Genomic DNA, 17,206 nt, shown 5'->3' on the forward strand with positions numbered 1-17,206 from the left:
CGACGCTTTCGACCGATAACCCAGCCTGTCTATCCAGCGTGATCCCGACACTCCCGTAGAGCATTTATTCAGACCGGATCACGGATACCATTCTAACTCATTGTTTATTGATACACTTGATCCGGGCACTCCATCTGGAGTTGCCTCAATGATCCTGAACTGATAGCCGGCAGTCATACCAACCAGCCACCAGAAATCACCCGATATTATTTGCTATACAGTTGATCGAACACTCCGTTTTCACTGAAATGCTTTTTCTGTACAGCCTGCCAGCCACCAAGACTTGCGATATCAAACGTCTCGATCGTCTGGAAAACGCCTTTGGTTTCGGCAAGGACCGCAGGATCAACCGGCCGATAATAATGCTTTGCTCCCAGTTTCTGGGCCTCTGGAGCGAAGAGGAACTCTGCATAAGCTGTTGTGACAGCCTCCGTGCCATGCGCCTTGACGTTTTTGTCAACGACGGCGACAGGGGGTTCGGCAAGAACGCTGACAGACGGCACAACGATATCAAACTGGTCCGGTCCGACATCACGCGCAGCAAGGAGCGCTTCATTTTCCCATGCAATCAGCACGTCACCCAGATGACGCTGCACGAACGAATTTGTTGCTCCTCTTGCTCCCGTATCGAGAACGGGCACGTGCTTGAAGAGAGCTTTCAGGTAGTCCTTTGCGGCATCTTCTGACTGACCGTGCGTGCGGAGCGCCCAGCCCCAAGCGGCAAGATAGTTCCAGCGTGCCCCGCCCGATGTCTTCGGGTTGGGCGTGATCACCGACACATCGTCACGGATCAGGTCGGGCCAATCATGAATATTCTTCGGATTGCCCTTGCGCACCAGAAACACGATTGTGCTGGTAAAGGGCGTGGAATTGTGCGGCAGACGCTTCTGCCAGTCGGTCGCAAGCAATCCGTGCTGCGCCAGAATGTCGATATCGTAGGCCAGTCCCAGAGTGACGATATCGGCAGGAGCGCCTTCCAGAACCGAGCGTGACTGCGCCCCGGAACCTCCATGGGATGTCTTGACCAGAACACGGTCGTCCGGATGGTCCTTTGACCAGAATGCCGAAAACGCCTTGTTGATATCGGCGTAAAGTTCGCGGGTCGGATCGTAGGAAACATTCAGAAGCGACCAGCTTGCCGCCTGTGCTGAATGCATACCCCCGACAAGACCGGCCACACCAGCAGCAACGCCTCCCTTGAGAAGAGAACGGCGGCTGAAAGCAAGAGTATTCTTCATCACGTGTATTTCCAGTCTTTCTGCTCAGAATGCCGCTTGCGCTCTGGCGACGATGGCATTGCCATCACGTCCAAGAACATTGACACCGCCGCTGACACCTTTCGAGCGGGATACGATATAGTGTGCATAATCCAGCATGAATTTTATATGCTGGTTGGGATACCAGTTGAATCCTGCCTGCCAGACGGTCTGCTGGTTTCCGTTGACCCCAGTCCCTCCCTGGCTGGGAACATCGCCAAGGTCGGTTACGCTCCAGCGACCGCTGAACTCCAGCGCTCCCCAGTGATTGTGAGCCGGATCGAAATCATATTCGATACCGGGCGTCGTGAACGCTGCAATCTTCGGATTGTAGGCGCGTGGATGGCCAAAGATCGTGTAGTTGGCCGCCACGTACCAGCCGTCAAAACCCAGAGAAGGCAGGTTGGTGCCGGCAGGCTGATTCCCGCGGGAAACGCCGATATGGTAATATTCGCTTTTCAGCAGAAGGTTTTTCCAGCGGAAGGCCAGCTGCGGTCCTGCCGCCCATATCTGCGACACATCCTTGAGCGCACCGGATGTCAGCAGAGAGGTCTCCCCAAGAGGAACTTCCATGTTATCGCTGAACGTATAGTTGCGACCAGAAGAATTTTCATTGAGTTTGAAGGCCGCAGTCGCGCCTGCGCCGACATGGACGTCAATGTCCTTGCTCACATAAGGACGACCGGCGATACGGGCGACACCACCGGTCTGACTGTCGGTGATGGTCGTATCCTTGTTCCGGTCACCAAATTTCTGCCCCGTGAAATAGGCTGCCGCCAGCCAGCGTTTTTCCCAATGCTCGCCACCCACGCTGAAGCGCGCCACGCCACCCGCAATGTTACGGACCAGATCGACGATGGTCGGACGTTCAAGGAATTCAAATGCGCTGGATCGCTCCGCGCTTTCCTCTTCCATACGCGGTTGAAAATAGCCCACTGTCAAAATGGTGTTTCTCAGATCAGTGTAATTTAGATTCGCTTCAAACAGACCAACGGTGCCGTCAACGGAACTAGAACCAAAGTTAGGTGTCACTTTGACGACCCAATCCTTGTAACGCCAGAGAAAATAAAGCCACAAACGACGGGCATTCTGGGTGAAATTGTTAAAATTTCCCTTGGCTTCGTTGCCCCTCGGACCTGCGTCGAGAAAGCCACCGAAATCTTCCTGAGCGAGCAGGCCAACTGAAAAGGCGTATGAACCATCTTCAGAAGCAATGGTTGGTCGTCCGTTCGGGAAGCCGATCTGCATGCCGCCAATCTGCAGGATTTCGCTTTTGGCGCTAGCGGCCTTGAAATCGGCCCAGGACTGCACGGGTCCTTCCGGCAGGGCGATCCGGCTTTCAGACGGAGATCGTGGACCAGTGGGACGCGCCGCAGCCTGGGAAAAAACCGGCTTTACTTCCTCGGAATCGGCAGTCGCCAGATGCGAGTCATGATGTCGGAATTTTGCCGCAGCATCATGGACTGCGTTGGTGCGACTGTGATTGGTCTGCACCCTGAAATCATGACGCATTTCCGCCATTTCCTGCCGCATGGCGGCGAGTTCACGGCGCAGTTCCAGCACTTCAGGGTCGGTGGAGCGTGCATTGGCGTTATGTGGGAGCGTTGACGCGAGAAAAGGTGAAGCCAGAAGCAATGTCCGGCGGAAGGTCGTGTTCATTGAAAGCCCGGTCACTTGAGAAAAACAGTCGCTTTTGCGGAAAGGGGTCAGGAAAAGCAGATCATCCGATCATTCAGATCACATAATCCATAACGGGTAGAGACTGATCCATTGTCAGAGAAGGTAATTCGGTATGCCTCTTCCCCACGGGACGGGCTGGATTACCGACAACAGTCGTATAGGGTTCAACAGATTTTAAAACGATTGCTCCCGCGCCTATTTTTGCGCCTTCACCAATCTCGATATTGCCCAGCACTTTTGCGCCGGTTCCAATCAGTGCGCCACGACGCACTTTCGGATGTCGATCTCCTCCTTCCTTACCTGTTCCGCCCAGCGTGACATTCTGCAGAAGGGCGACATCATCCTCCACCACAGCACTTTCACCCACCACAATGCCAGTACCATGATCGAACATGATTCTTTTTCCCAGTTTCGCCGCGGGATGGATATCGACAGCAAAGAGTTCTGACGCCCTGCCCTGAATATAGCGCGCGAGAAACTTCCGGTTCTCCTGCCATAGCCAGTGCGCGACACGATGCGCCTGAACGGCCTGAAAACCTTTAAAAAAGAGGAAAGGCGTAATGTGGTCGACAGCAGCAGGGTCTCTTTCCCGAATGGAGCGCAGATCTGCCGCCGCTGTTTCAACGGCGTCCGGCCATGTCAGGAAGAAGTCTCGCATCAGGGCTTCAAGGACCTGCGCAGGCACCATCTCCCCCACGAACTTGGAGGAGAGGAGACGCGCCAGCCCTCCCGCCAGATCCTGCTGATCCAGAATGCAGCTTCGGATCAGCCCTATCAGAACCATATCGGCGTTGAGGCGCGCTTCCTTGCGCATCATCTGCCAGAGTTCGGCCGAGTTCTCTTTCGGTGTGTGAGCAAACAGACTGTGGGCGCTGTCCGGAAGTGGCGGCTCATGCTCCCCCTGAACCGGAGCCTCAACGTCGAGGCCCTCAGACCGGGCGATAAGCATGAGGGCCTCCATCTCGTGCGGAGCCCCGGAACTGTGCGGCGGCGCGACGCACCAGTTCTCTTCTTTCGTTCAGAATCTGATTGTGCAGAACGCGGACGCTATCGTGTGTCGCGTAGAAGCGATGCGACGTCCGGTTGGTATCCAGAATGATGGTGCCTAGAAAAACGCCATCGATTTCAACAGTATGAGACTCATACATGGCAATCTGCCTTCCTGACCAAAATGGCTGGCCGACAGATCGCTGTCGGCTATCGGGGGTAAGTGACGCCCTGCATGGCGTCGACGCAGTCGACCCGACATCGGGCCGTGCGACACATTCGATCTGACATCGCGTGCATGACTCTCATCTTTCTCAAAACACCCTTTGTGGTGTGGAAGCATTAGAGACACACTCACATCACAGGGTCAACAAACAACGAATACGAAAACGGGTATAACAATACGACAAAATCATATAACTATTTTAAATAGTTTAAATGTTATATATTTATATCAATAACTTAAATTAATTCAGCCTCTGGGAATCTTTTCATCAAAAAACTTTCTCATCCGTGATTTTCTTTCCCGAACAGAATCGAAAAAGCTGAGAAAAGCTGACGCAACCATATTACAATTTAAATTAGTGCATTGTGCGCGCCGTTGTCACAAATATTTTTCACAACCGCTTCCAGGACAGGATGCTCTGCGAAAAACCAGCGACACAGTCTCATCAGGCGAAATTTTCCAGAGGCTTCAGGACTGCTGCTTTTGGCAGGTTTCCTTACAAGAAGCGTTTGCCCTCTGATAAAACCGTCAGTAAGTCAGAGACCGGAAAAACATCGACAGCATCGGAAGCGGGAAACTTTCACCATAGTTTACCGTAATTTCATGTTGGGCGTGGGTACGTACGAACACAGAACGCACCCTAAAAAGTAATTTACTGGCACCCTGCCGTGCCTGCTGTCACAGAGGACCGTATGAACATTACATCCAGCTCAGAGCAGACCGGAAACGGATCGGCATGAATGAGATCGTTCTGGTCGCGCTGAAGCGCCCTTATACTTTCGTCGTTCTGTCGATCCTGATTCTGGTTTTTGGTCTTCGTGCTATTGTATCGACGCCGACAGACGTCTTTCCAAGCATTCGCATTCCTGTAGTCGCCGTCGTCTGGACCTATACGGGGCTTATGCCGGAAGATATGTCCGGCCGTGTCATTTATTACTATGAACGCGCCCTGACCGCTACGGTCAATAACATCGAACACATCGAAAGCCAGTCCTATTACGGACGTGGGATCGTCAAGGTGTTCTTCCAGCCCGGCACGGACCCCTCCGCCGCGCAGACGCAGATCACCGCCGTTTCCCAGACCGTTCTGAAACAGATGCCGACGGGGTCCACCCCCCCACTGGTCCTCACCTACAACGCTTCTTCCGTTCCGGTTCTGACGCTTCAGGTGTCTTCAACACATCTGACGGCCTCCGAAATCTACGACATGTCGTCGAACCTGATCCGACCGGCTCTGGTGTCGGTGGCAGGAGCGGCCATTCCCAATCCGTATGGTGGCCAGCCGGGCAACGTCATGGTGGATCTTGATCCGACCAAGCTGCTTGCGCACGGGCTGTCGCCAGTAGATGTGTCCACGGCGCTCGGAAAGCAGAACATCGTGCTTCCCGCCGGTGACCAGAAGATCGGCACCTTTGACTGGATGGTGCAGACCAATGCTTCACCACGGGAAATCGACTCACTGAATGAGTTGCCGATCAAACAGGTCGGGAACTCCGTCGTCTATATGCGTGACGTCGCCTGGGTGCATCAGGGCGGCCCTCCACAGACCAATCTTGTGCTGGTCAAAGGGCAGCAGGGTGTTCTGATCGTCATCATGAAGAGTGGTGACGCCTCGACACTGGATGTCGTGGCGGGAGTCAAGAAACTCCTGCCGGGCATTCAGAAAACCCTCCCTTCCGGCGTTGATATTCACGTCATCAACGACGCTTCCACGTTCGTGAAGGAATCCGTTCGGGACGTGGTGCAGGAGATGCTGACCGCCGCGTGTCTGACCGGGCTGGTCGTGCTGCTGTTCCTCGGCTCGTGGCGATCGACCGTCATCATCGCGACCTCCATCCCGCTCGCCATGCTGTGTTCGATCATCGCTCTGGGCTGGGCCGGTCAGACCATCAACGTCATGACGCTGGGCGGTCTGGCGCTGGCCGTGGGTATTCTGGTCGATGACGCGACGGTCATGATCGAAAATATCGACGCGCATCTGGCCATGGACAAGGATCTGGAAACAGCCATCATTGACGCCGCCAACCAGATCGTCATCGCCACCTTCGTCTCCACGCTCTGCATCTGCATCGTCTGGATGCCGCTCTTCCAGCTCAGCGGTGTGGCCGGATGGCTGTTCATGCCGATGGCCGAAGCCATCATCTTCGCGATGATCGCCTCCTTCATCCTGTCCAGAACGCTCGTTCCGACCATGGCCAAATACATGCTGGCGGCGCAGGTCGCCGCCGGACACGGACATGGCGCAGGGGAGCCGAAATCCTTCTTCGGCCGGTTCCAGCGCGGGTTTGAAGCGAAGTTCGAACGGTTCCGCCACGCCTATCGTGACATGCTGGCGGGCCTCCAGAACATTCGCGGCTCCTTTATCGGCGGCTTCCTCGTCGCTGCGCTCTCATCACTCGGTCTGCTGTTTTTCGTGGGGCAGGATTTCTTCCCCGAGATCAAATCGAACTCGCTCGCCATGCATATGCGAGCCCCCCTCGGCACGCGCATTGAAGAAGCCGGCAAGATCTCGCAGCTCATCAATGACGAGATCAGCCGTCTGCTGCCGGGACAGGTTGAGACGATTGTCGATAACTGCGGCCTGCCGTTCAGCGCCCTCAATCAGGCCTTCATTCCTACGCCAACCGTCGGGACGCAGGATTGCGATCTAACGATCACGCTCAGGAATGAGGAATCACCGGTCGCGGAATACCGTCATATTCTACGCAACGGACTTGCGCGCACCTTCCCGGGCACGCAGATCACGTTCCAGCCTGCCGACCTGACCGCAAAGATCCTTAACTTTGGCGCGCCTGCTCCGCTGGATGTGCAGATTGTGGGTCGAAACCTGAAAGACAATTTCGCCTTCGCCAACCGGCTTGCCGCCCGTCTGAGACATGTGCCGGGCCTGACGGACATTTCCGTTCAGCAGCCGATGACCACGCCGACATTGCTGGTCAACGCACGACGCAGCTTCGCGCTGGGAACCGGTATTACGGAAGCGAATGTCACCAACAACATGCTGGTCTCACTGTCGGGCAGTTCACAGGTCGGACAGGTCTACTGGCTCGACCCGAAGACCGGCGTCTCCCATCTGATCGACATCCAGACCCCGGCTCACTTCCTTCAGACCCTGAATGATCTGGAACTGACCCCGATCGACAAGGGCGATGGCAATCCGACAGGCGTGCCTCCACAGATTCTGGGGGGTCTGAGTGAAATTGCCCCGACCGGCACGCCCGGCGAAATCGCGCACTACAACATCATGCCGGTCTTTGACATCTACGCCTCCAATGAGGGGCTTGATCTCGGTCGCGTGGCGAAACAGGTGGACCGCATTGTCGAGCAGGAGCAGGAACGTCTTCCGCATGGCTCCTCCATGACCGTGAACGGTCAGGGCGTGACAATGAACGCGGCCTATATCCAGCTGATCGGCGGTCTCGCCATGTCGATCCTGCTGGTCTATCTGGTGATTGTCGTCAACTTCCAGTCCTGGCTTGATCCGTTCATCATCATCACCGCCCTCCCCGGCGCGCTGGCCGGTATCGCCTGGTCACTGTTCCTGACCCACACGGCTCTGTCCGTTCCGGCTCTGACGGGTGCGATCATGTGCATGGGCACGGCGACGGCGAACTCCATTCTGGTGGTGTCCTTTGCCCGTGACGAGTTGATGCGCCACGGCGACGCCGTGAAAGCGGCGGTCGACGCCGGGTTCGAGCGTATCCGCCCCGTGCTGATGACGGCATCCGCCATGATCGTGGGCATGCTGCCCATGGCCATGAGCAACTCCCAGAATGCTCCACTCGGACGGGCTGTCATGGGAGGGCTGATTGTCGCGACAATCTCGACGCTGATCTTCGTACCGTGTGTCTTCGCCGCCATTCATTCACGCCGTCATGGAAAACAGATGCCACACCCGGAAGGAGAAACCGCATGAGCGCCCAGACTTCACGCGGACGCCTCGTGCTGATCCTTGTCGTCATTCTCGCCATCGTTCTGGCGGCATGGGGCATTTTCCAGCGCAACATGAACTATGGCCATCTCGCACGGGAGACGACGGAAAACGCTCTCCCGCAGGTGCAGGTCATCACGGCCCAGCCAGGGCCGGATCATATGAACCTTGATCTACCCGCCAATATCTCGGCCTGGTATCTGGCTCCGATCTACGCACAGGTCTCCGGCTACGTGAAGATGTGGTACAAGGACATCGGCGCGCATGTGAAGACCGGTGACGTGCTGGCGGAAATCGACACACCGGGCCTCGATGCCCAGTATGCTGCGGCCAAGGCCAATCTGGACGTGGCGGTCGCCCGCTACAAGCTCGCCCAGATCACCTCCAGACGGTGGAAGGCGCTGGAAGGCACGCAGGCTGTTTCCCAGCAGGAAGTCGATGTGCAGGCCGCCAATGCTGAAGCTGAAAAGGCTCAGGTTGAAGCCGCCCGTCATGAGATGGAGCGCTATCAGGCCCTCGAAGGGTTCAAGAAGATCGTGGCGCCTTTCGACGGTGTTGTGACAGCGCGTCTGGCGGATGTCGGTGACTATGTGAATGCCGGACGGGGCGATGTCGGCGCACGCGGCAATGCGACGGAACTGTTCAGTGTGGCCGATATCCACGCCATGCGTATCTTCGTCTCCGTGCCGCAGGATTACGCCTACATCATCAGCCCTGCCCTTACCGCCACGCTGAGTGTTCCGCAGTTTCCCGGCCGGACCTTCAAGGCGCGTTATGTCGCCACGGCCGCCGCCTTCAACCCCAACACCCGTACAGTCAACACGGAGCTGATGGTTGATAATCCTCTGGGCGAACTGTGGCCTGACTCATTCGCCACAGCGCACTTCGAAGCGCCGGGTGACGCAAACATTCTGATCCTGCCGCAGGGCGCTCTGATTTTCCGAGCCGAAGGCATGCAGGTGGCCGTGGTTGATCCGACAGACCATGTGCATCTGGTCCCGGTGAAGGTCGGCACCGTACTCGGCACCACCGTGCAGGTTCTGGCTGGTGTCAATCGCTCCGATCGGATCATAAACAATCCGTCCGCAGGGCTGCTGGACGGCGACAAGGTCCGTATTGTGCCAGGAACACGCGGATACAACATGCCGTCCACACCACCTAAAAAACCTGCCGCGCCGTCTCAGAATGACGATGTACGGGCCATGCCGATGGACAATTCCGCTCCGGCGGCAGAGACAAGCGACCACGAATGAGACGTTCTTTTTCCCGTCACTTCGCTCTCGTTTTTTTGGCGTCTTCGGCTCTTGCGGGCTGTGACATGGCGCCACGCTACGCCCCCACAAAACTGGTATATCCGGCCCAATGGGAAGGTCAGGGCGTGATGCGTTACGGGCAGCCGGATGACGGCGCGCCCCGGTCAGACTGGTGGCGTGATTTCGGCGACCCGGAACTCGATCGACTGGAAGAGCGGATGCTGGCCGCCAATCCGGACCTTCAGGCCGCAGCCGAAAACTTCACCCAGTCCCGTGACGTGGCAGCGCAGGTGGCCTCTCATCTGTATCCGCAACTCATAGGCGGGGCGAGCGGCGACAAAAACAAGAGCTCGCGTAAAAGGCTATGGCGTGGTGGCGGTGCGACCGGTCCGGTCTACATGTCCTCCGAGCAGTATCAGGCGGCGGCGACCTGGGAGCCGGACTTCTGGAACGCCATCAGAAACCGGACGCTGATCGCCAAGCAGTCGGCACAGGAAAATGCCGCCGAATATGCTGTCGCACGTCTCAGTCTGACGACGGAACTGGCCTCCGATTACATCGCATTGCGTGGTCTTGATGCGCAGGACGCCGTGTATCAGGATTCCATCCGCTATTATCAGCTGGCTGTGCAGATCACCCACATGCGTCTGGCAGGCGCCATCGCGGCCGGTCTGGATGTATCACGTGCTGAAGCCCAACTGGCTTCCACTCAGGCAGAAGAGACGGACATCAGGGCGCGCCGGGACGTGATGGAACATGCCATCGCCGTTCTGGTGAACATGGCTCCGGCCTCCTTTCATATAGCGCCACGTGACACCATCGCCCTCGCCGATGTCCATCCGGCGGCGGGCCTGCCCTCGACACTGCTTGAGCGCCGCCCTGACATCGCCGCCTCCGAGCGGGCCATGGCGCAGGCCAATCGCGCCATCGGTGTATCGCGCGCCGCTTTTTACCCACACGTCACGTTCAACGCGATGACCGGCTTCATGGATAACGGCTTCGACCTCGCGTCGCTGTCGAACTCCATGTACCAGTTCGGTGCACAGGCCATCCTGCCCCTGTTTCAGGGTGGTGTGCGCCGTGCCGAATTACAGCGTTCCTGGTCGCAATATCGCCAGTCCGAAGAAAACTATCGCTCGACGGTCCTGTCCGCCTTTCAGGAGGTGGAAGATGGTCTGACCAACACGAATCGTCTCCGCACGGAAACTGACCAGCAGACCAGGGCAGTGGATGCGGCTCTCCGCACCCAGACGATGACCATGCAGCTTTATACTGGCGGTCTGACCAATTATCTTGATGTCGTCGTGGCGCAGCAGGCTGCACTGGTCGCCCGTGTCAGCCTCGTTGGTGTGCAGACACGGCAACGGCAGTCGGTCGTGGCTCTGGTCGGCGCTCTTGGCGGCGGCTGGTCGGCGAAGGATCTCCCTGCACTCAAGCAGATCCGGCCTTTCAAGCCTTTGCAGTATGAAGGTCTGCATACGCCGAAGCCGGTTGGCGACGTTCCCGTGGCGACACACAGCAGCGATGCTGATCTGACAAGCCCGGTTCAGGCTTCAGTTCCGGCAGGAACAGCACCGTAAGAACCTGCTCGGAGCCAATACTGTCATGGCCCGGTCGAAAGGGAGATGTTCTGCATCCCTTTCGATGGCATGACTTTTTCTGAATATGCAGTGGCTTTAAAGCTACCCCGGTTTATCAGGAAAACTCCAATAAGAAGCAGAGAATATCGCCTTTATGAAAAAAGGTGACGATCAGAGGCCTTTACGGCTGTTATCAGATACAGCCTTCTGATCCGGTCAATACTGCTTCCCAGCCCTGCATTTCACAGCATTCATCACTTTCAAATACTTCCTGTATAGAAAGGAAATTCTCTGTCGATGCTGGTCGGCATTATCTGACACCCTGCCCTTTTTCGCGAATGAACAGGACAGGCTCAACAAGGGCGTATCCTCATGCATCGCTGTGCCGTTTCATGTCTTGCCATCATGGCCACCGCGATGTCATTCGTCCCTTCCTCCCTGCACGCCGCCTCCATTGCTCCCATATCCGAAACGCAGACAACACTTGCTGGACATCACACAGCTTTTTCGGAACAACTCTTCCACCTTCCGACAAGAGACGGCACAATTCTTGAAGCAACCCTGCTGTTGCCTCACACAGCCGGCCCCCTTCCTCTCGCCATCGTCAGTGGCGGCGCTTCGCATATTTCCAGTTCCAATCATGGAGCACGCGACCGCTACACCTATCTCTCGGGATATTTTCTTGCTCGCGGCTATGCCGTTTTACGTCCCATGCCAAGGGGATTTGCCGGTTCGGAAGGCAAGCTGATTTCTGACGGGTGCGAACTCGCCACGACAGCCAGACGCAACGCTGACGACATACGGGATATCTCTGCTGCTATCGCACAGCTTCCAGACATCGACGCCACGCGGATCGTCACGGCGGGCCTCAGTTTCGGCGGCTGGGTGCAGATGGCCATGGGAACGATGCCTCTTCCCGGAACACGCGCCCAGTTTCTGTTCTTTCCTCTGATGCATGTTTCAAGCTGCCACGATGATGCTGACCGGCTGCTGGCAGGAGCGAGTGAGTTTGGCGCCGAAACCCACCTGCCGACCTTATGGGTACAGGGCGAGAATGATTCTCTGGCTCCGACAGAATCCTGGAAGGCGATGTATGCCGCCTACAAGGAAAAGAACCCCAGGGCAGAACTGATCGATGTTCCACCCTTTCTCAATGACTCCCATTCCCTCCTGAATGATCCCGACGGTCTCAGACCGTGGATGTCAGAGGCGGATGCGATGCTTGAGCGGGCGGGGCTCCCCCACAGGGTTGTCGTGGCTGATTATCTCCCAATCCTTCCTCCTCCGGCTTCCGGCTATGCGGACCTGAACGACTTCAGCAGACTTCCCGCTCAGAACGACATGATGCGCAAGGCCTACCAGACTTTTCTGGCGCAGGAGACACCGAGAGCCTTTGTCGTGGGTGATGATGCCGAAAGCGTGGGAAGCCACTCTTTCGACGCCATCACCTCCGCTCTGTCAGCCTGCAGCAAGGCCACGCAAAACTGCCATCTCTACGCATACGATAATCGTGTCGTCTGGCAGGGACACGCGGCTTCGCTGGTAAGGCAGCAGACTATCGCCGCTCCTGCGGGGAAAGTCGTCTCGGTGTTCTATTCGACCCTCAACACGGACTGCACTCCGCGCTATGTTCCCGTGATCAATCTGGTCAAAGGTCCTGTTCATGGCGCATTACGCATGAGCACGTCCGCGACCGGAGTGACTCACCACACCACTGGCCCTCTGACCAAGTGCAACACTGTTCCCGTCAAGGGATCTGTCCTGCAATATCGTTCCAATCCCGATTTCCATGGGACAGACAGTGTGACCATTACCAAACAGGTTAGCGCCGATCCCAGTGATCCGCGGGTTACCCTGACCTATCTGTTCACGATAAACTGAGAGTTCCGATTTTCCGATCAGTGCGGAAGCTTTTCCGTGCGCACCCGCAGTGGCTGCATAAATAACATTTTTATATCGTATATAATATCATTACCGCTCCAGCTTGCTTAAATGGACACAACCTCTTATGTGTAAAATCATATTACAACGATCCAGTGCCGTAATATAGAACGACCGAGTGCCTGCCATGCTGCCAGACGTCCATTCCGCTCTCTCCCGGCGCGCCCTTCTTCTGGGGGGACTGGCCTGTGCGGGATCAGCCACATTTCTGCGGGGAACGTCCGCTCTTGCAGCCACAACCCTGCTCAATGTTTCCTATGATCCCACACGTGAGCTTTATCGTGGGATCAACGCGGCTTTTTCTGAAAACTGGAAGGACAGCAGCGGGTCGTCTGTAACGGTCCGCACCTCCAACGGCGGTTCCGGCGCACAGGCCCGCTCCGTGCTGGAAGGTGCGCCCGCTGACGTCGTGTCACTCGGTCTGGCCCGCGATATCGACATGCTGGCGCAGAAGGGTCTCGTGGCGGCGGACTGGCAGAAACGCCTGCCTCACAATTCCACGCCATTCACCAGCACAATCGTGTTCCTTGTCAGAAAGGGAAACCCCAAAGCCATCCACGACTGGACGGATCTGGTGCGCGGCGATGTTCAGGTCGTCACGCCCAACCCGAAAACGTCCGGCGGCGCACGATGGAACTATCTCGCGGCATGGGGGTGGGCGCTCCACCAGAAAGGCGGCACGGACGCGTCGGCCCGCGCCTATCTTCAGGCGCTTTTCCAGCATGTGCCGGTGCTGGACGCCGGAGCGCGGGGCGCCACCAACAGCTTCGTGCAGCGTGGTCTGGGTGACGTTCTGATTGCATGGGAAAATGAAGCCCTGCTCGCCGCCCATGAACTGGGACCAGACCGCTTCGACATCATTGTGCCGTCTCTCTCGGTTCTGGCGGAACCTCCGGTCGCGCTGGTGGATCACAATGCCCGCACGCACGGCACAACCACCGTCGCGCAGAACTATCTCGAATTTCTCTACACACCCAGGGCACAGGACATCGCAGCGACACATTATTTCCGTCCAACCGACAGCACGGTGGCGCGTGTCCATGCCGCATTGTTCCCGAAGGTAAAAACATTCGACATCGCCAGTCTTGGCGGGTGGGCGGCGGTTCAGAAAAGACATTTCGCGGCGGGAGGGATCTTCGACCAGATCTATACGCAGCATGGCTGAGGCGATCCTGTCCGTGCGTCCCCGCACCAGCGACCCGCTGCCCGGCTTCCGTCTGGCGCTGTTTTCAACCCTGTTGTGGGTCGGACTGATTGTCGCCCTGCCGCTGACCGCGCTTGTCGTCCGCCCCTGGCAGGAAGGGCTCGGCGCGATGACGATGGCCCTGCATGATGGCCGCATGTTCGCGGCGTTGCGGGTCAGTTTTGTCACTGCCTTCATTGCAGCCCTGATCAATGTGCCAGTCGGCCTGCTGCTGACATGGACGCTCGTGCGGGTGCGCCTGCCCGGACGTCGGATTGTGGACGCGCTGATTGATCTGCCGTTCGCCATTCCGACGGCCGTGACAGGCATCACGCTGGCCACGCTGTATGGGCCGCAGGGGTGGCTCGGCAAGCCGCTGGCGCATCTCGGCATCAACATCGCCTACTCAACCGCAGGGATTGTCGTAGCGCTGATGTTTGTCGGCCTGCCGTTCATCGTCCGCAGCGTTGAGCCGGTCCTGCGCGGCCTGCCTCCGGAACAGGAAGAAGCGGCCGGACTGCTCGGCGCAAGCTCATGGCAGACGGTGTGGCGGGTGGTGCTGCCCTCGCTGCTTCCGGCCACAGTCAGCGGCTTCGGACTCGCCTTCGCACGAGGCATCGGTGAATATGGTTCCGTCATTTTCATCGCCGGCAATCAGCCTTTCAGAACCGAAATCGCTCCCCTGCTGGTGGTCGTTCGCCTTCAGGAGTTCGATTATGCGGGCGCGACTTCCATCGCTTTCCTCCTGCTTGTCGCCTCCATGCTTTGCCTTGCAGGCGTCGCCATGCTGCGTCGGCGCGTGGCGCGCGGCCTGATCTCGGGAGTGAACTGATGAGCGCTTTCACCCGATGGTCACTGGTCATCGCCACATGGCTCATTGTGGCTGTCGTTCTGATCCTGCCGCCGCTTCTGGTGCTGTCGGAAGCCCTGCGTGACGGACTTCCCACGGCGCTGCAATCGCTTGCAGATCCGGACGCCATCTCGGCGATCAGACTGACAGTGGAGATGACAGTCCTGTCGGTGGTCATCAACACCGTCTTTGGCGTTCTGGCGGCGTGGCTGATCTCGAAATACCGGTTTCCCTTCCGCGGCGTTCTGGTCGCTTTGATCGAAATCCCGATCAGCGTGTCTCCTGTCGTCGCCGGTCTGGTGTGGCTGCTGCTGTTCGGCTCACAGGGCTGGTGGGGCGCGGCGCTGGATCATTACAATATCCACATCGCGTTCGCTCCAGCCGGTATCCTGCTGGCCACGCTGTTCGTCACATTCCCTTATGTCACGCGCACGATCCTGCCCCTGATGGAGCAGCAGGGCCGTGATGCGGAAGACGCGGCCACGCTGCTGGGCGCGTCATTCTGGCAGATCCTCTGGCGCGTCACCCTGCCGGATGCACGCTGGGCGTTGCTCTCGGGCATCCTGCTCACCACAGCCCGCGCCATGGGCGAGTTCGGCGCGGTGTCCGTCGTGTCCGGTCATATTCCGGGCATGACAGAAACAATGCCCCTGCACATCGAAACACTCTATAATGGCTATCAGTCGGTCGCGGCATTCTCCATGGCGGCCCTTCTGGCGATAATGGCCATGACGACGGTGGGATTCAGAGCCTTTTTTGAAAACCGGGCACGACGTGCCACCCTGGCTGGAGATGCCGGATCATGAGCGTACACATCGAAAAACTCATCCGCCGCGCACCGGGCAACCCGGACCGTCTTCTGCTTGACCGGGTTTCCGTTGATATTCCCGATGGTTCGTTTGTAGCGCTGGTCGGGCCATCTGGCGCTGGCAAGACCACTCTGCTGCGCTCCATCGCCGGACTGGACCCGCACTCATCGGGGCTGCTGACGATTGACGGACGGGACTCCTCGGAATTGACGCCTCGTGAGCGCAATGTCGGATTTGTGTTCCAGAACTACGCCCTGTTCCAGCACATGACCGTGGCGAAGAACATCTCATTCGGTCTCGACGTCCTGCCGGGCCGCGAGCGCCCGAGCAAAGCCGAGATTGATGGCCGGGTGAAAGAGCTGCTGGAGTTGATCCAGCTCCCCAATCTCGGCAACGCTTACCCGCAGCGCCTGTCTGGGGGGCAGCGTCAGCGTGTGGCGCTCGCCCGCGCTCTGGCGACAAACCCGAAGCATCTGTTGCTCGACGAGCCGTTCGGCGCGCTCGATCCGGTCGTACGCCGGACGGTAAGAGAATGGCTCCGCTCCTTGCATGATCGCCTTGGGCTCACCACTATCCTTGTGACACACGATCAGGAAGAGGCGCTGGACGTCGCTGACAGGCTGGTCGTAATGCAGGATGGACGGATCGTGCAGGACGCGGATGCCGGAGAACTTGAGGCTCATCCGGCTACACCCTTCGTCATGGAGTTTCTGGGAGAGACTCTGACGTTCCAGGGCACCGTTTCCGGCGGTCTCTTTCTGCCGGAAATTTCGCACGTCGTGCCGTTTCCGGTAGCGATCGACGAAGACGGACCGGCGGTTGCGCTGATCAGGCCCCACGAAGTGCGGCTGGCTGCGGACGCGGGTGGCGCGCCGGTTCGCCGTATCGGTTCACGCTACGGACTTTCCCGTCTGGCGGTTGATCTGAACGGACGGATTGTGGAAGTTCTGGGCTCGAGCAATGAGCAGATTTTTCCGTCCGGAGCCAAACTGCACATTGATGCAGCGCGTTTGTTTCGTGACGGGATGCTGCTGAGCGCGAAAGATGGTCGGCACGCCGCTGCCGCGTGATATTCAACAGACGGAAAGCGTGATTTCAAGCTTTCCTGTTGTCATGAGGGACGCAAAAGCGTAGTTGATTGGCCCCGGCACCAGCCGGAACGCCTGTTCAGGGGATTTATTTCGACGTGGTGGACATCAGAAGTAACAGACGTGATGCAGACGGGCAGAGCGTCATCACCGCCAACCGGTTGCTGGACGGTATTACTGTCTGGCGGGCCGCCGATGGCTCGTGGAAAGAACGCATCGCTGAGTCCGCTCCCGTTTCCAATACTGAAATCGAAGACCTGCTCTCTTCATTGAAGGGCAAGGCGCAGGAACTGGGACTGGTCGGTATCTATGGCGTTCAGGTGCAGGACGACACGGACGGCAGGATCATTCCCGTGACAGCCCGCGAGCGTATCCGCGCCTTCGGTCCTTCCGTTCATCCCGAATTCTCCCCACTCTGAGAG

General features: G+C 57.8%; 13 protein-coding genes. 9 read left to right on the forward strand and 4 right to left on the reverse strand.

The genetic code is table 11. From position 1 onward, the window contains the following. Window positions 1-206: 206 nt before the first annotated feature. From GVI59_RS03635 to GVI59_RS03650, 4 genes are all read right to left on the reverse strand, one after another. Window positions 207-1,238 carry a sulfate ABC transporter substrate-binding protein gene (locus tag GVI59_RS03635; RefSeq protein WP_173572936.1) on the reverse strand — a complete coding sequence of 344 codons (1,032 nt, stop codon included), beginning with the start codon at window positions 1,236-1,238 and terminating at the stop codon, window positions 207-209. A gap of 24 nt (window positions 1,239-1,262) precedes the next feature. Further along, window positions 1,263-2,915, reverse strand: coding sequence for an OprO/OprP family phosphate-selective porin (locus GVI59_RS03640; protein WP_173572937.1), 1,653 nt, complete (start codon window positions 2,913-2,915; stop codon window positions 1,263-1,265). A 73-nt stretch (window positions 2,916-2,988) separates the two neighbouring features. Further along, a complete protein-coding gene (gene cysE / locus GVI59_RS03645) occupies window positions 2,989-3,885 on the reverse strand; it encodes a serine O-acetyltransferase (RefSeq protein ID WP_173572938.1) in 897 nt (298 codons plus the stop codon). Beyond that, window positions 3,866-4,084, reverse strand: a complete 219-nt coding sequence (locus tag GVI59_RS03650; protein WP_173572939.1) for a hypothetical protein — start codon at window positions 4,082-4,084, stop codon at window positions 3,866-3,868. The genes cysE and GVI59_RS03650 overlap by 20 nt, the downstream gene beginning before the upstream one ends. Before the next feature lie 801 nt (window positions 4,085-4,885). On the opposite strand from GVI59_RS03650, the gene GVI59_RS03655 reads away from it, so the two are divergent. From GVI59_RS03655 to GVI59_RS03695, 9 genes are all read left to right on the forward strand, one after another. Further along, window positions 4,886-8,065 (forward strand): efflux RND transporter permease subunit, encoded by a 3,180-nt coding sequence (locus GVI59_RS03655; protein ID WP_173572940.1) that lies wholly within the window; start codon window positions 4,886-4,888, stop codon window positions 8,063-8,065. Then, window positions 8,062-9,333, forward strand: coding sequence for an efflux RND transporter periplasmic adaptor subunit (locus GVI59_RS03660; RefSeq protein WP_173572941.1), 1,272 nt, complete (start codon window positions 8,062-8,064; stop codon window positions 9,331-9,333). Before GVI59_RS03655 ends, GVI59_RS03660 begins: the two co-directional genes overlap by 4 nt. Continuing rightward, the gene (locus GVI59_RS03665) at window positions 9,330-10,913 is read left to right on the forward strand and encodes an efflux transporter outer membrane subunit (protein WP_173572942.1); all 1,584 of its coding nucleotides are present in this window, start codon (window positions 9,330-9,332) and stop codon (window positions 10,911-10,913) included. Before GVI59_RS03660 ends, GVI59_RS03665 begins: the two co-directional genes overlap by 4 nt. 405 nt (window positions 10,914-11,318) lie before the next feature. Next, window positions 11,319-12,794, forward strand: a complete 1,476-nt coding sequence (locus tag GVI59_RS03670) for an alpha/beta hydrolase family protein (protein ID WP_242012923.1) — start codon at window positions 11,319-11,321, stop codon at window positions 12,792-12,794. 190 nt (window positions 12,795-12,984) lie between these two features. Further along, window positions 12,985-14,019: a sulfate ABC transporter substrate-binding protein gene (locus tag GVI59_RS03675; protein WP_408736598.1), complete on the forward strand. Its 1,035-nt coding sequence runs from the start codon at window positions 12,985-12,987 to the stop codon at window positions 14,017-14,019. Next, window positions 14,012-14,869, forward strand: coding sequence for a sulfate ABC transporter permease subunit CysT (gene cysT, locus GVI59_RS03680; RefSeq protein ID WP_173572945.1), 858 nt, complete (start codon window positions 14,012-14,014; stop codon window positions 14,867-14,869). The genes GVI59_RS03675 and cysT overlap by 8 nt, the downstream gene beginning before the upstream one ends. Next, window positions 14,869-15,693 (forward strand): sulfate ABC transporter permease, encoded by an 825-nt coding sequence (locus GVI59_RS03685; RefSeq protein WP_173572946.1) that lies wholly within the window; start codon window positions 14,869-14,871, stop codon window positions 15,691-15,693. The genes cysT and GVI59_RS03685 overlap by 1 nt, the downstream gene beginning before the upstream one ends. After that, window positions 15,690-16,766 (forward strand): sulfate/molybdate ABC transporter ATP-binding protein, encoded by a 1,077-nt coding sequence (locus tag GVI59_RS03690; RefSeq protein WP_173572947.1) that lies wholly within the window; start codon window positions 15,690-15,692, stop codon window positions 16,764-16,766. The genes GVI59_RS03685 and GVI59_RS03690 overlap by 4 nt, the downstream gene beginning before the upstream one ends. A 68-nt stretch (window positions 16,767-16,834) precedes the next feature. Beyond that, on the forward strand, window positions 16,835-17,203 hold the full coding sequence (locus GVI59_RS03695) for a DUF2849 domain-containing protein (protein ID WP_194299007.1): 369 nt from the start codon (window positions 16,835-16,837) through the stop codon (window positions 17,201-17,203). The last annotated feature ends 3 nt before the right edge of the window (window positions 17,204-17,206 follow it).

It is taken from the genome of Acetobacter sicerae (assembly GCF_011516765.1).
Taxonomy (GTDB): domain Bacteria; phylum Pseudomonadota; class Alphaproteobacteria; order Acetobacterales; family Acetobacteraceae; genus Acetobacter; species Acetobacter sicerae.